We start from the raw sequence: 14,493 nt of genomic DNA on the forward strand, positions 1-14,493 counted from the left end.
AGTTGTCACCGTCCTGCACAGTGACAGTGTGCCCGACGCCGAACTCATGGTCGGTGTGGCAGATCGGGCTACGGTTCGCTACACCGAGGCGTCTGGGCTCCCGGATGCATTGCGGGGGGCGAGCGTGTTGTTCGTCTACGACTTCGGCACCCGCGCGCTTCCCTGCGCGTGGCATGCCGCAGACCGGCTCGACTGGTTGCACATGGGGTCGACCGGTGTCGACCCGGTGATGTTTCCCGAGTTGCGGGCGAGCGATGTTGTGGTGACCAATACCAGAGGCGTCTTCGACGCCGCGATCGCCGAATACGTGCTCGGACAGATCCTCGGTTTCGCCAAGGACCTGTCCGGGTCGTTGCTGTTGCAGCAGCGGCACGAGTGGCGGCACCGTGAATCCGAGCAGGTCGCCGGGACCACCGCCCTGATCGTGGGCACCGGTTCGATCGGACGCGGCATCGCAAGGCTGCTGCGCGCGGCAGGTATGACCGTCCGCGCGGTGGGCAGGCGGGAGCGCCCCTCGGATCCCGATTTCGGCGCGGTCACCACCGATTTGCACGCCGAACTCCCCGGCGCCGACTACGTCATCGCGATCGCCCCGTTGACGTCGCAGACCAGGAACATGTTCGATGCCGCCGCGTTCGCCGCGATGAAGCCACATGCCAGGTTTGTCAACGTCGGTCGCGGGGAACTCGTTGTGACCGACGATCTTGTCGCCGCGCTGAGCACCGGATCGATCGCCGGAGCGGCGCTCGATGTAGTGGATCCGGAGCCGCTGCCTGCGCATCACCCGCTGTGGGACCTGCCGAACGTGCGGATCACTCCGCACAACTCCGGTGACTTCATCGGCTGGCGCACCGAGATCGTCAACGCGTTCACCGAGAACTTCGACAACTGGATCGCCGGACGTCCGCTGGACAACGTGGTCGACAAAAGGCTGGGGTACGTGCCCGGCTGAAGGAGCCCATCCATGAGCTACCCCGACATGAACAAACCCACCGACCCGGCCGCGATGACGGCGGTCGAGCTAGTCTCGGCCTACGCGGCCGGCACCCTGTCGCCCGTCGAGGCGACCGAGGCGATACTGCGGGCCATCGACGCCCGCGACGGTGCGTTCAACGCATTCTGCCTCGTCGATCCCGACCGAGCCTTGGTACAGGCGAAGGATTCCGAGGCGCGCTGGCATTCCGGCCACGCCCGCGGTCTGCTCGACGGCGTTCCGATCTCGATCAAGGACGTCTTTCTGACCGAGGCGTGGCCGACCCGGCGCGGGTCCACCTCGATCGACCCCGGCGGTCCGTGGCCGGTGGACAGCCCCGTGGCGGCGCGGCTGCGCGAGGACGGCATGGTGTTCCTCGGCAAGACCACTACACCGGAGATCGCGTGGAAAGCAGTCACCGACAGCCCGCTGACCGGCATCACCCGCAACCCGGCCGACCCGTCCACCACCGCGGGCGGCTCCTCCGGCGGCAGCGCCGCTGCGGTCGCCGCGGGCATGGGCCCGGTCTCGGTCGGCACCGACGGCGGCGGCAGTGTGCGAATTCCGGCGGCCTTTTGCGGCATCGTCGGCTTCAAGCCGACCTACGGCCGGATTCCGCTCTACCCGGCCAGCCCCTTCGGCCCGCTGGCGCACGCGGGTCCGATGACTCGCACGGTCGAGGACGCGGCGCTGCTGATGGACATCCTGTCCCTGCCCGATCCCCGCGACCCGACCGCGCTCGCCCCCACGGTCACCGCCTTCCGCGCCGAGATGCAGCGCGACGTGCGCGGCCTGCGCGTGGCGTACTCGCCGACGCTCGGCTACGCCGAGGTCGATCCCGAGGTCGCCATGATCGTCGACGCGGCGGTGACGCGTCTGGCCGAAGCCGAACTGCTGGTCAGCGCCGCCGATCCGGGCTTCACCGACCCGCGTGAGGCGTTCGAGCTGCTCTGGGCCGCGGGTGCGGCCACCATGCTGTCCGGCTTCCCGGAGGGCACGCGCGAGCGGGTCGATCCGGCACTGCGTGCGGTGTGGGAGCGCGGCGAAACCGTCTGCGCCGTCGACTATCTCGCCGCGCGCAACGTAGCGGCGCAGATCGGCATCACGATGGGCGTCTTCCATACCGACTACGACGTCCTGATCACCCCGACGGTACCGATCCCCGCGTTCGAGGCCGGCCACGACGTGCCGCCGGGCAGCGGTCTGCAGAGCTGGCCGCAGTGGACGCCGTTCACCTATCCGTTCAACCTCACCCAGCAGCCTGCGATCAGCGTTCCGGCAGGCATCACCCGTGCCGGGCTTCCGGTCGGCCTGCAGATCGTGGGCCCCCGTCACTCCGACGACTTGGTGCTGGCGGTGGCCCGCTACGCCGAATTCGTACTGGCGTCCTGAACACCAACAGCGGCCCCGGGTAGCCGGGGCCGCTGAGTTGTCGGTGATGGTGGGTCGTTGGTGATGCAGCGCCGTCAGGCGTGTGCGAAGGCGAGCGTTTCGCCCTGCACCCCTTGCAGCCACAGTGCGTTGCACGCCGCGGCCACCTCGGCGAGCCCCTCCTCGATGGTAGCGAAGACATTGCCGGGCACCCAGCCGAGGTCACCGTTGATCAACAAGTTGTTGCGGCCGTAGAACAGCGCCAGATCGGTGGCGCCGCGATCGTGCTCGGCCGCGGAGCCGGGTTCGTAGCCGTATGCCGGGTTGCCGATCTCCCACGGCTCAAAGTCGAAGAGGCACACGTCGCCGGGTATGGGTGTGACGGTCGGGTTCTCGCGATGCGGCGCCGCGCCGATCCGCGGGACGAGAGTGTAGACCTCGTTGCGGGCGTACTTGGCGTGGAAAGCGTCGCCTTCCTGCGGCAGCGCATCCCACACGGCGGCGCAGGTGCGCGGCGCCTCCGCGTCCAGCAGCCGGGCGCGGCAGGTCACTCCAGCTTTGGTGAGGGTGATGGTCATGTAGCGGGCCATGCGATGCTGCTTCCTGGTCGGGTGCTCGCCGGGCGAGCACAGCGGTCACGGACAGATCGGGCGACCTGTGGCGGTCGCCACGGGGGGCTATAGCTCGGCGAGGACCTCGGACCAGATCGCGAGTGCGTCCTCGATCTGAGTATCGGTCACGATCAGCGGCGGAATCATCCGCACCACGTTCATGTGCGCGCCGCAGGTGAGCAGCAGCAGCCCCTTGTCCACCGCGGCGCGCTGGGCGGCCACCGCGGTGTCGGGATCGGGTTCGCCGGTGGCCGTGGTGAATTCGGCCCCCGCGAGCAGGCCGAGCCCGCGGACGTCGCCGATCGCCTCGCCTGCGCCCTCGCGCAGACCATGCAGCAGCTGGGCACCCCGCGCGGCCGCGTTGTCCACCAGGCCTTCGGATTCGATGACCTCGAGCGTGGCGATCGCCGCCGCGCACGCGACCGCGTTGCCGCCGTAGGTGCCGCCCTGCGAGCCCGGCCACGCCCGCGCCATGAGCTCGCGCGACGCCGCGATGCCCGAGAGCGGGAACCCGCTGGCCAGTCCCTTGGCGATGGTGATCACGTCGGGGCGGACGTCGAAGTGCTGGTGTCCGAAGAACTTTCCGGTGCGCCCGAATCCAGTCTGGATCTCGTCGAAGACCAGCAGGATGCCGTGCCGGTCCGCGCGCTCGCGCAGCCCGCGGAAGAACGCGGTGTTGCCCGGGATGTATCCGCCCTCGCCGAGCACCGGCTCGACGATGAACGCCGCGGTCTCCGCAGGCGAGGTGAGCGTGGCGAAGAGGTAGTCGAGTTCGCGCAGCGCGAAGGCGGTGGCCTCCGCCTCGCTCCACCCGTAGCGGAACGCGGTGGGGAAGGGGGCGACGTGCACCCCCGACATCAGCGGGCTGAATCCCGCCGAGAAACGGGTGCCCGAGGTTGTCATGGTCGCGGCGGCGACGGTGCGGCCGTGGAATCCGCCGTGGAAGACGATGACGTTCGGCCGCCCGGTGGCCTGGCGGACCAGGCGCAGCGCCGCCTCGACAGCCTCGCTGCCGGAGTTGGCGAAGAACAGAGTGTCCAGCCCTTCCGGAAGCACCGCACCGAGCCGCTCGGTCAGCTCCAGCAGCGGCCGGTGCAGCACGGTCGTGTACTGCCCGTGGATCAGCGAGGCCACCTGAGCCTGAGCCGCTGCGACGACGTGCGGGTGGCAGTGGCCGGTGCTCGTCACGCCGATTCCGGCAGTGAAGTCGAGATACCGGCGGCCGTCGGTGCCGTACAGATAGCAGCCCGCGCCGTGGTCGACGGTCACCGGAGTGGCCTGTTTCAGGACGGGCGAAAGCTCGGTCATGGTGATCCGCCTCCGGGAGGGTGTGTGATGGACGGCGTCGAAGATTGTCTATTGTCGGATTGTTGACAACATGCATAACATGGCCGCACGGGTCGCAGCAATGGCCGGACGCTGCGTGGGGATGAAAGGAGTCAGCGACGATGCTCACCGAGACCGCCCTGAGCGCAGCGGAGCGCGCCGCGATCGACACGGTGCCGCGAGGCCTGTTCATCGGTGGCCAGTGGCGCGAGACCGCAGGATCACTGCCCGTCGTCGATCCGGCGACCGGTCAGCTGCTCTGCGAGGTAGCCGACGCAGGCCCCGCCGACGGGCTCGCGGCCCTGGACGCGGCGTGCGCAGCACAGGCGGACTGGGCCCGCACACCGCCGCGGGAGCGCAGCGACCTGCTTATGCGTGTGCACCGTGCGCTGCTGGCCGACGTCGACCGGCTCGGACTGGTCACCACGCTGGAGATGGGCAAGCCGCTGGCCGAGGCGCGCGGTGAAATCGCCTACGCCGCGGAGTTCTTCCGCTGGTTCGCCGAGGAAGCCGTGCGACTGAACGGCGGCTACCTGCCCGCGCCGACGGGCGGCTCCCGCTTCGTGGTGACCAGGCAGCCGGTCGGCCCGAGCCTGCTCATCACGCCGTGGAACTTCCCGATGGCAATGGGAGCGCGCAAGATCGGCCCCGCGCTTGCCGCAGGCTGCACCTGTGTTGTGAAACCCGCTGAGCAGACGCCGCTTTCGATGCTGGCCCTAGCCCAGGTGATGGCCGAGGCTGGGCTGCCCGCCGGGGTGGTCAACGTCGTCACGACCGCCGACCCCGCGGCGGTGATGGCGCCGCTCATCCACGACAGCCGCTCCCGCAAGCTCTCGTTCACCGGCTCGACCGCGGTCGGCAAACAGTTGCTCGCGCAGTGCGCGCAGACGGTCATGCGCACCTCGATGGAGCTCGGCGGCAATGCCCCGCTGCTGGTGTTCGACGACGCCGACCTCGACGAGGCGGTCGAGGGCGCGCTCGCGGCGAAGATGCGCAATATCGGCCAGGCATGCACCGCCGCCAACCGCATCCTCGTCCAGCGCGGCGTCGCCGAGGATTTCGCGCGTAGGCTCGCCGACCGGATGGCGGCCCTGCCGATGGGGCGTGGCACAGAACCGGACGTGGTGGTGGGTCCCCTCATCGACGCCGACGCCGTGGCAAAGGTGCAGCAACTGGTCAGCGACGCCCGCGCTCGCGGGGCCACGGTGCTCACCGGAGGCGCCGCGCCCGACGGGCCCGGCAACTTCTATCCCGGGACTGTGCTGGTCGACGTGCCCGACGATGCCGAGATGTGCCACACCGAGATCTTCGGACCGGTCGCTGCGATCGGCGTCTTCGACACCGAGGACGAGGCCGTCACCCGCGCCAACGACACCCCGTACGGATTGGTAGCCTACGTGTTCACCGAGAACCTCCGGCGCGGATTGCGGGTTTGCGAAGCGCTGGAGACCGGCATGGTAGGACTCAACCAGGGTGTGGTGTCGAATCCGGCCGCGCCGTTCGGTGGCGTCAAGGAGTCCGGGCTCGGCCGCGAGGGCGGCCTGGCCGGGATCGATGAGTTTCTGGAGACCAAGTACATTGGAGTGCGACTATGAAGGAGTGCCGGTGAGCGGATATCGCATCGCCACCATCCCGGGCGACGGCATCGGCGTCGACGTCACCGCGGTGGCGGTGACCGTGCTCGACGCTGTGCTACCCGGGCTGGAATGGACCGAATTCGACTGGTCCTGCGAGAACTACCTGCGCACGGGCGCGATGATGCCGCCGGACGGCACGCACCGGCTCGCGGGCTTCGACGGGATCCTGCTCGGCGCGGTCGGCTTTCCTGGTGTGCCCGACCATGTTTCGCTGTGGGGTTTGCTGATCCCGCTGCGCCGCGCTTTCGGTCAGTACGTCAACCTGCGTCCGGTGCGCCTGCTGCCCGGTACGGAGTCGGCGCTGCGCGGCCGGACCGCCGACGACCTGGACATCCTCATCGTGCGGGAGAACTCCGAGGGCGAGTACTCCCGGATCGGCGGAATCCACAACGAGGGCGGCCCCGACGAATTCGTGCTCCAGGAGTCGGTGTTCACCCGGGTCGGGTGCGAGCGGATCATCCGCTACGGCTTCGAGCGGGCCGCCGAACGGTCCGGGCGGCTGTGCTCGGCGACGAAGTCGAACGGGATCATCCATTCGATGCCGTACTGGGACAGTGTCTTCGAGCGCATCGCCGCGGAGTACCCGCAGGTGACGACGCGGCAGATGCATGTCGATGCGCTCGCTGCCGAACTGGTGCTGCATCCGGACCGGCTCGACGTGATCGTTGGCTCGAATCTGTTCGGCGACATCCTTTCCGATCTCGCCGCCGCCGTCACCGGAGGGCTGGGCCTGGCCCCCTCGGGCAACATCAATCCCGACCGCACCGGCCCGTCGATGTTCGAGGCGGTGCACGGCAGCGCACCCGACATCGCCGGTGAGGGCATCGCGAACCCGGTCGCCCAGATTCTCGCGGGCGCCATGCTGCTCGATCACCTCGGCGAGTCCGCTGCTGCCGCCGCGGTCGACCGAGCAGTGTGCGACGTGCTCACCACAGGCGACGTCCGCACCCCCGACCTCGGCGGCACCGCCACCACCACCGAACTCGGCTCTGCGATCGCCACCCGCGCGGCCGAACTGATCCGCCAACCGGCCACCGCCGAACCGAGCTGATCCGAGAAGGCGCCTCACCATGTGCCGCTCGGCGGCACATGGTGACGGGAGCGGGGGAGGGGTGTTGCGAGGAATGAACACCGTTGTCGCCAGTGCCAGGAGCAGAAGCGCGGCGCAGGCGTTGCAGGCGATCTCCAGGCCATTGCTCATCGCGACCCGCGCGGCGCGCCGATTGGGGCGGTCGACGGGTCGGCCGTCGGTATCGGTGTCACCGGACCCGCGCTGGTGGTGACGTTGTCGCTCAGCCGGTCCGGCATCCTGTCGAGCCGATCCTGGGCGAGCGTCGAGCGGCGCAGCGAGAAGCTGGCCCCGCTGGCGCAGAAGCTGCCGACCGCAAGGGCGACGAGCGCGAGTCCAACCTAGCGCTTGACCCAAACCATGGCATCGCATCGATCGGCCACTGCCGCCGATCGATGCGGGGCTTTCATGGCCAGGCGCCTTTGCGGTCGGATCAGCCGCGTTTGTCGATCAATTCGATGGTGGCCTCGAGGACTTTCAGGTCGGTGGATCCTGGGGTCAGGATGAACTCGTCGAGTCCGGCCTCTTCGGCGCCGTCGAGTGTTCTGTTGATGGCGTCGGGAGTGAAGGTGGTCATCGCGCGGGCAATGCTCTCGGCGCCGGGGCGACTGAAGATGGATAGGTACTCGGTGACGAAGGCGCGCAAAGTGTGGTCGGGTTCCGGTACGCCGAGCACATAAAATGTTCCGCTTACCAGTCTCGGATCGGAGCGACTGTTGGCGTCCCATGCTTGGTGTGCGGCTCGGGCTGCGGCTGACAGTTCATCGGGGGCGCCGCTCAGGCTGAATCCGGTGACTCCGTCGGCCCAACGTGCAGCCCGTGCTAGCGCTTTGGGTCCGATTGCGCCGGCCAGGATTGGTGGACCTCCCAGTTGCACGCAGGCCGGCCCGACGGGATCTGCCCCGTCGAACAGGGGCTGACCGGACCAGAGTGAGCGCAATGTTGCGACGCCTTCGTCGAGCTTGGTGTGTCGTCGTTCGAAACCTGTGCCGAGCGCGCGGTAATCGTGCTCGCGCCCGCCTACGCCTACGCCTAGGGTAACGCGCCCGTCGGATAGGACATCAAGGGTGGCGGTTTGCTTGGCGACCAGGGCCGGTGGATTCGCAGGGAGGATGGAGAGGTTCACGAGAATTCGCAAGCGCTCGGTCAGGGCCGCGGCTGCGGACATAGTCGTCCACAGTTCGGGGTTGTGGAAGGTAAGGCGTTCACCAGACGAGATGCTCGAGAAGGGGCCTTGATCGGCGAGTCGACACCAATTGAGTGTTGTGGCGCGCGAATACCCACGGCACATGGTTGGTAGAGCGATTCCTATATCCATAGCGGGTGCGGTCTCCTTGTGGTTCGCGCGTGCCGAAGCTTCGTGCGCGTTCTGAAACACGTTCTACCACTTATTCAAGCACGGACCGTGGGCGACTGAATAGGGTTTCAGCGAAGTCGCCGCCGTCTGTAGCCTGCTCGCTAACTATTTTGGCAGGAGGGTCGGCTGCTGTTGTTCACACTCCGGTTCGTATGGAATGACGGGTACTGTAAGTCGGAGGCCAAGGCGCAGTCCGGGAAACGCGTGCGGTATAAGTACTTCGTGAACAAGTACGAATTCAGGCGGAACGCGGCAGGGGGGCCAGCGCATCGAGTCGCTGCCTGTCACAGTAGCTTCGGGATGAGTGCCTTGCGGTTTGGCGGATAGTCGGGAAACTTTTCGTGATACCAACGGTGATAAGACATTGCTCGGGGCGCCAGATTTGCGATGGTGTAGATCGCGAAGACAAGTCCAGCCGTTGTCCAGGACATCACAGCCCATCCTATCCACAACACTATTTCCCCGAGGTAATGTGCGCCGGACACCCACTGGAACATCCCGCCGGCCGGTATCCGGTAGTCGTCGAATCCGTCGTCGCGAAGATTGATCAGCACGGTGTCGGAATGATAGTTGATCAACCACCCGGCGGCGGTGATGATAGTTCCAGCGATGAAGCGCGGGTCGGTGAACCAGGTCGAGTTTTCCAGATGTGCCACCGTGGTGACTGCGTAGCCGTTGGCAAAGCCGTTCAGGGCGTTGAAGATGAAGCCGTATGCTACACCGCTGACGGGGAAACGCTTGTCGTCACTGTGCCGCCGGAATGGGTAGATCAAACCTCGGTAGATGTAGTGGCACTGCCAGAGAACGTACAACGTCAGCGCTGGCGCTCCATGGGAGTCGGATACCAGCCAGAATGTCACGGTGAACGCCCACCACTGCGGGCACTCGAAAAGCAGCCAGCCGATCCGAGCTGGAACGGTGAAGCGCTGGTTTGCATTCATGAAACGACCATATGGCGCCGCCTTCCGCAGTGTGCCCAGCCAGGTCGCCACAGCGAGGACAAGCAGAAAGATCAAGACGCCATGCTGAAGGTTACTGATCACAACGACACCCGACGGCCAACATTTTGATTTCTCCGTGATTCTTCATGCGTATCGCGCAGGTCCTGTCCTTTTCGTCCTGATATCTCGTGAAACGAGCAAACCGCCATCGACGGCATTTTCGGTATCGGTCGCCGCTCGTCGGCCACGGCTATTTCGCTGCGGAACATCCCTTTTCGCACGCTGTTCGTTGTCCAGTCCGGCCGGGTGGCCGAACGCCATGGCCGGGCCGATGGCGCCGCGTCCGGCGTAGCTATGGACACTAACTCACTCCAGAATGTGAATACTCGCATCTTATGATGCGAATATATGTATGCCCAGGTGCCGACGGCCGACGCGGGCGGACGACATTTCCAGCTGTCACCCCTCTCGGGGCGGGCCGGAAGGCTCCGGATCGGCCGCCTGCTCGGTGTGATCCTGCTGGCGAGCGTCCGCATCGGGCGCCCGCGTCGTGCTGCGGTCGTCAAGGGGGAAGGTGATCGCCACGGTGGTGCCGGCCCCGGGCGGGCTGCTCAGGGTCAGTCGGCCGCCGAGCGCCTCAACCCTGTCCCTGAGCCCGGTGAGGCCGGAGCCACTGGCGAAGGTGGCGCCGCCGCGCCCGTCGTCGCGGACTTCGATCCTCAGCATGTCCGCGCCGGCGTCCACGTCGACGTCCACCCCCGAGGCGCACGCATGTTTGGCCGTGTTGGTCAGCGCCTCGGCGACGGCGTAGTAGGCGGCGAGCTCGATCTGTTCGGGCAGCCGCACGTCGACGCGGACGTCGAGGCTGACGGGGACGGCGGAGCGGCGAGCGAGCGTCTTGAGCGCGGGGCGCAGCCCGCCGTCGGCGAGGACCGCGGGGTGGATGCCGTGGGCGATCTCGCGCAGGTCGTCGAGGACCCCGCCCAGCTCGTCAGTGACGCGGTCCAGCGCGGCCGCCAGCCGGCCGGCCTCGGGTGGCACCGCCGCCTGCACCGTGGTGCGCAGGTGCAGCGCGAGGGAGACCAGCCGTTGCTGGGCGCCGTCGTGCAGGTCACGTTCGATGCGGCGGCGGGTGGCGTCGGCGGCGGCGACGATCCGCGCCCGCGACGCGGCGAGCGCGGCCTGGGCATCGGCGTTGGCGATCGCGGTGGCGACCAGCTCGGTGAAGCCGGCCAGCCGTGCCTCGGCATCGGCCGGCAGCGGTTGCTCGTGGGTGTATGCCACGAGGACGACGCCCCATATCCGGTCGTCGACGCTGATGGGCACTCCGACAAACGAGTGGAGGCCCCAGCCCCGGCCCATGTCGGCGGCCGGGCCAGAGGCGCCGGCGTAGCTGTCGAGGCGCGCCGGCCGGCCGGTCTCGAACACCCGCGTGGTCACGTTCGTGCCGTCGAGCTCAACTCGGCCGTCGGGGGGGAGCGGTACGGGGGCGCCCGCGCGGGTGTATGTGCCGAGGATCGTGGCCGAGCCGTCCGGGTCGTAGCGGCCCATGACCGTGAAGTCCACGTCCAGCACCCGCCCGACCTCCGCCGTGACCGCGGCGAACACGTCCTGCGGCGGGGCCGCGCGGGCGACCAGCGTCGCCACCCGCCGCAGTGCCGCCTGCTCCTCGGCATAGCTCCGCAGCTCCACACGGGCCTGCGCATTGGCGATCGCGGTCGCGACCAGCTCGGTGAAGCCGGCCAGCAGCTCCTCCGTGTCTTCAGGCAGCGGTCCCTCGCGGGTGGACCCCACGGTCACGACGCCCCACAACCGACCGTCCACACTGATCGGCACACCGGCAGACGAGCGGAGCCCCCAATTGCGGATGGCGTCGGCGGTCGCGCCGGTGGCGTCAGCGTAGTCGTCGATCCGCCCCGCCCGGCCCGTCTCGAACACCCGCGTGGTCACGTTCGTGCCGCCGAGCTCAACTCGGCCGTCGGGGGGGAGCGGTACGGGGGCGCCCGCGCGGGTCCATGTGCCGAGGATCGTGGCCACGCCGCCCCCGTCGTAGCGGCCCATGACCGTGAAGTCCACGTCCAGCACCCGCCCGACCTCGGCGGTGACCGCGGCGAACACCTCCTCCGGCGACGTCGCCCGGGCGACCAGCGTCGCGACCCGGCGAAGCGCCGCCTGCTCGTCCAGCAGGCGGGCGAGTTCGTCATTGCTGGCCTCCAGCGAGTGCCGGTTCTGCGCGTTCGCGACTGCCGTCGCGACCAGGTCGGTGAACTCCGTCATCCGCTGCTCAGTGTCCGGCGGCAGTAGCTGTCCGGAGCCGACGGCAATCGTTCCCCATAGCCGGCCGTTGACGTATATCGGCAGGGCGACCGCGGACCGTAGCCCCTCACGGAGATAGGACTCCCCACCGGGAATGTCGCGGTAGTCATCGACTCGGGCGGCCCGCCCGGTGTGCCGGACGGTCGCGGTGAGCCCGGTCGGTGGATAGCCCTCCCAGCGTTCCCGGACCCGCACGTGGGGGCCGGTCGTGCCCTCGTTGGCGAGCAGTGTTGCCGTCCCGTCGCGCTCGTACCGGATCAACCGGGCAGTGCCGCTACCGAAATGCCGCAGTGCTTCCTTGGTTACGGCCGCGAACACCGCCTCAGGGGGTTCGTCCCCCGCGACCAGCATGGCCAAGCGCCGCAATGCCGCCTGGGTGCCGGCGAGTTCGTGCAGCTCCTGCCTGGACTGGGCGTTCGCGATCGCCGTCGCGGCCAGCTCCATGAAATCCGCCATGCGCGACTCGGTGCCCGCCGGGAAGTCCTCCCGCGAGGTCGAGGCCACGATCACACCCCAGTTGCGCCCCCCGACCACGATCGGCGTGGCCACCGAGGCCCGCAGACCCAACCTGCCGACGACCGCACCAAGCGGGCCTATCGCCAGCCGCTCGCCGTTGATCCTCGCCGGGCGCCCGGTGCGGAGGGCGACTGTGGGGGCCATCCCGGGATGCAGCTTGATCCGGAAGCCGACCGGCATCTCGCTACTGGCCCGACCATACGAGTCCAGTACCGTGATATACCCCTCGGGCTCACCGCGCTCCAGATCCACGCGGCAGACGACTGTCGCCTCGGCACCGACCAGACAGGCGAGTTCATCGGCGACCGCGGTAAACACCTCCGTCGGCTGCGCACCGCCGGCAACCAAAGTGGCCACCCGCCGCAACGCCGCCTGCTCATCAGCAAGCCGACGCAACCCTATCTCGTCGGGTGCGCCTTGACCTGCACCTGCACCCGCAGGCATATCGGCGGCGCGACCCACCGCGCCTGTATCTGGCGCGCTCATACATTCGACGCTAGACCGATGCTCGGCGGACCGGCAACGATACGACCAGGGCCCCTGCTACGCGCGCCGGGACTCGAGCGCCCGTGACGGCAGCTTCGGGTCGGACGGCCCCATCACGCCCGCCCCGAAACACGTATCGTTCGACCGGTTACAGCTGACCTCTGGACACATGGCCTGAGTGTTCGGGACGGGCAGGGCCGAGCGCATGCCGCCGCCGGACAGGGCTGAATCTGGCTTTTCGATCCTGAGTTCGCCCACTGCGGGGGAAGCGGATCTGGACTGATTGTCGTGTAACCTGGACGGCCGGGGTTACCGCACATCGGGAAGAGGGGCCGCTAGATGTCTGCAGCACGCCGCGACAAGCGGGTCGAGCAGTTGGGCGACGACGAGGCGGAAAACTTGTTGCGGGCGATCGAGCCGCTGGTGGACGGGATGGCGGCGACGTTTGGGCCGCACTGCGAAGTGGTGCTGCATGATTTCCGCCATCCGGAGAACAGCATTCGCGCCTTGTCCGGATCGGTGACCTCTCGGCACGTCGGCGGCGCTATGAGCGAGATCGGCCTCGGTCTGCTCGCCCAAGGCGATCAGGCTCAGGACCAGCTCAACTACATCACGCGCACCGGAGACGGTCGAACCGTGAAATCCTCGTCGATCGTGCTTCGGACCAGGTCCGGGCAGGTAATCGGCGCGCTCTGCGTCAACCTGGACATCACCGAGTTGCGGATCGCCGCGACCTCGCTCGCCGCACTGGTCGGCAGTGCCCCCGAACCGGCGAACACCACGATGACGGTGTTTTCCGACGATATCGGCGAGGTCATCGAAACCGTTGTGACGCAAGAGGAATCGCGGTTGGGTCGGGTGCTCCCAAGGGATACCCGCCAGGGGCGGCTCGCCATCATCGGTGCACTGGACGCCAGAGGAGTATTCAATCTGCCCAGGGCCGCAAATCAGGTGGCAGCCCACTTCAAGGTCTCGCGAGCGACCGTGTACGTCGACCTCAACGCCGTGCGAGGAACCGTAACAGGCGCTTAACCGAAACGTCTGGCCATTTCCTTGACACGAAGTCTGGTTTCATAGACAGTATGTCTGCCGGAGTCGGAGCGGATCGACTCGTGGTCGCACGGACTTCTCGAGGGACGTGCTGACGTCCCGTGAAGCGCCAATAGCAAAGGTTGTGCCGCTGTGATCAATCGTGAAGTCGGAGGGGGATGATGCCCTATTCCGTGCCGCTCAGCCGGTCACCAATGCTTGTGTTTGTGCGCCACCGTGCCCGCCACGCTGTCCTGGCCGTGCCGGAAGGTTATTTGATGCTGTAGTGGGCCGGTGACGGCGGCCCTCCAGACGGCGATGACCGGATACGTCCGTTTCGTACCTGCGCCCATCGGCACCACCGAACGCATGCGACGATCTCCGTTCGAACCATAACTATTTTTCATTGGCGCACGAAGTTCCTGCGCCTATTTTCTGCTGCTATGAACAGGTAAGCATATGAATTCTGGATCAGTCGCACCAAAGCGATTTTCCGATGCGGAGCATCCGTACTCCACGAGTCGTTCAGGCGCCGGATTGGTCTTTGTTTCCGGGCAGCTCGGCGTGCTCGACAACGAGATCGTGTCCGGTGGGATCGGCCCTGAGACCCGGCAGGCTCTGCAGAATCTGGAGCGCTGTCTCGCTGAGCGCGGCTGCGGTCGGGACGACGTCGTGAAGACCACGGTGCTGCTCGCGGATATGGCTGATCGTCAGGAGTTCGACACGATCTACGCAGAGTGCTTCGCCGAGCCGCGCCCGGCGCGCACCTGCTACGCGGCAGGCGCGTTGCCCTACGGTGCCCGGGTTGAGGTGGAGGCCATTGCCTTGGCCGCTGTTGAAACGATTTCGAAAGAGGGATGA

Annotated in this window: 12 protein-coding genes; 6 read left to right on the forward strand and 6 right to left on the reverse strand. The window is 67.5% G+C overall.

Features of this window, described 5'->3' with window-relative positions; all coding sequences use genetic code 11:
• Positions 1-46 precede the first annotated feature (46 nt).
• Both ACV7NQ_RS36580 and ACV7NQ_RS36585 read left to right on the forward strand, forming a co-directional pair.
• Positions 47-952 carry a D-2-hydroxyacid dehydrogenase gene (locus tag ACV7NQ_RS36580; RefSeq protein ID WP_463365958.1) on the forward strand — a complete coding sequence of 302 codons (906 nt, stop codon included), beginning with the start codon at positions 47-49 and terminating at the stop codon, positions 950-952.
• Positions 953-979: 27 nt separating this feature from the next.
• On the forward strand, positions 980-2,365 hold the full coding sequence (locus tag ACV7NQ_RS36585) for an amidase (RefSeq protein ID WP_463365959.1): 1,386 nt from the start codon (positions 980-982) through the stop codon (positions 2,363-2,365).
• 74 nt (positions 2,366-2,439) lie between these two features.
• Here ACV7NQ_RS36585 and ACV7NQ_RS36590 read toward each other — a convergent pair whose 3' ends face one another.
• Together ACV7NQ_RS36590 and ACV7NQ_RS36595 are read right to left on the reverse strand one after the other, a co-directional pair.
• Positions 2,440-2,934, reverse strand: coding sequence for a DUF3830 family protein (locus ACV7NQ_RS36590; RefSeq protein WP_463363731.1), 495 nt, complete (start codon positions 2,932-2,934; stop codon positions 2,440-2,442).
• An 87-nt stretch (positions 2,935-3,021) separates the two neighbouring features.
• The gene (locus tag ACV7NQ_RS36595; protein ID WP_463363732.1) at positions 3,022-4,263 is read right to left on the reverse strand and encodes an aspartate aminotransferase family protein; all 1,242 of its coding nucleotides are present in this window, start codon (positions 4,261-4,263) and stop codon (positions 3,022-3,024) included.
• A gap of 140 nt (positions 4,264-4,403) precedes the next feature.
• On the opposite strand from ACV7NQ_RS36595, the gene ACV7NQ_RS36600 reads away from it, so the two are divergent.
• Positions 4,404-5,876, forward strand: a complete 1,473-nt coding sequence (locus ACV7NQ_RS36600; RefSeq protein WP_463363733.1) for an NAD-dependent succinate-semialdehyde dehydrogenase — start codon at positions 4,404-4,406, stop codon at positions 5,874-5,876.
• Between the two features lie 10 nt (positions 5,877-5,886).
• Positions 5,887-6,969 (forward strand): tartrate dehydrogenase, encoded by a 1,083-nt coding sequence (locus tag ACV7NQ_RS36605; protein ID WP_463363734.1) that lies wholly within the window; start codon positions 5,887-5,889, stop codon positions 6,967-6,969.
• A gap of 451 nt (positions 6,970-7,420) precedes the next feature.
• On the opposite strand, the gene ACV7NQ_RS36610 is transcribed toward ACV7NQ_RS36605, so the two are convergent.
• The 3 genes from ACV7NQ_RS36610 to ACV7NQ_RS36620 form a co-directional block, all read right to left on the reverse strand.
• Positions 7,421-8,305, reverse strand: coding sequence for an LLM class flavin-dependent oxidoreductase (locus ACV7NQ_RS36610; protein WP_463363735.1), 885 nt, complete (start codon positions 8,303-8,305; stop codon positions 7,421-7,423).
• 323 nt (positions 8,306-8,628) lie between these two features.
• Complete coding sequence (locus ACV7NQ_RS36615; protein ID WP_463363736.1) at positions 8,629-9,387, reverse strand: phosphatidylethanolamine N-methyltransferase family domain-containing protein; 759 nt, start codon at positions 9,385-9,387, stop codon at positions 8,629-8,631.
• Positions 9,388-9,744: 357 nt separating this feature from the next.
• On the reverse strand, positions 9,745-12,603 hold the full coding sequence (locus ACV7NQ_RS36620) for a GAF domain-containing protein (RefSeq protein WP_463363737.1): 2,859 nt from the start codon (positions 12,601-12,603) through the stop codon (positions 9,745-9,747).
• Positions 12,604-12,942: 339 nt separating this feature from the next.
• Between ACV7NQ_RS36620 and ACV7NQ_RS36625 the strand changes: the two genes are divergently transcribed.
• The gene (locus ACV7NQ_RS36625) at positions 12,943-13,635 is read left to right on the forward strand and encodes a helix-turn-helix transcriptional regulator (RefSeq protein ID WP_463363738.1); all 693 of its coding nucleotides are present in this window, start codon (positions 12,943-12,945) and stop codon (positions 13,633-13,635) included.
• Between the two features lie 206 nt (positions 13,636-13,841).
• Here the strand turns inward: ACV7NQ_RS36625 and ACV7NQ_RS36630 are convergent, their stop codons facing one another.
• A complete protein-coding gene (locus ACV7NQ_RS36630; RefSeq protein ID WP_463363739.1) occupies positions 13,842-13,985 on the reverse strand; it encodes a hypothetical protein in 144 nt (47 codons plus the stop codon).
• A 106-nt stretch (positions 13,986-14,091) separates the two neighbouring features.
• Between ACV7NQ_RS36630 and ACV7NQ_RS36635 the strand changes: the two genes are divergently transcribed.
• Positions 14,092-14,493 carry a RidA family protein gene (locus ACV7NQ_RS36635; protein ID WP_463363740.1) on the forward strand — a complete coding sequence of 134 codons (402 nt, stop codon included), beginning with the start codon at positions 14,092-14,094 and terminating at the stop codon, positions 14,491-14,493.

The organism is Nocardia sp. Tas62D01 (assembly GCF_055232035.1).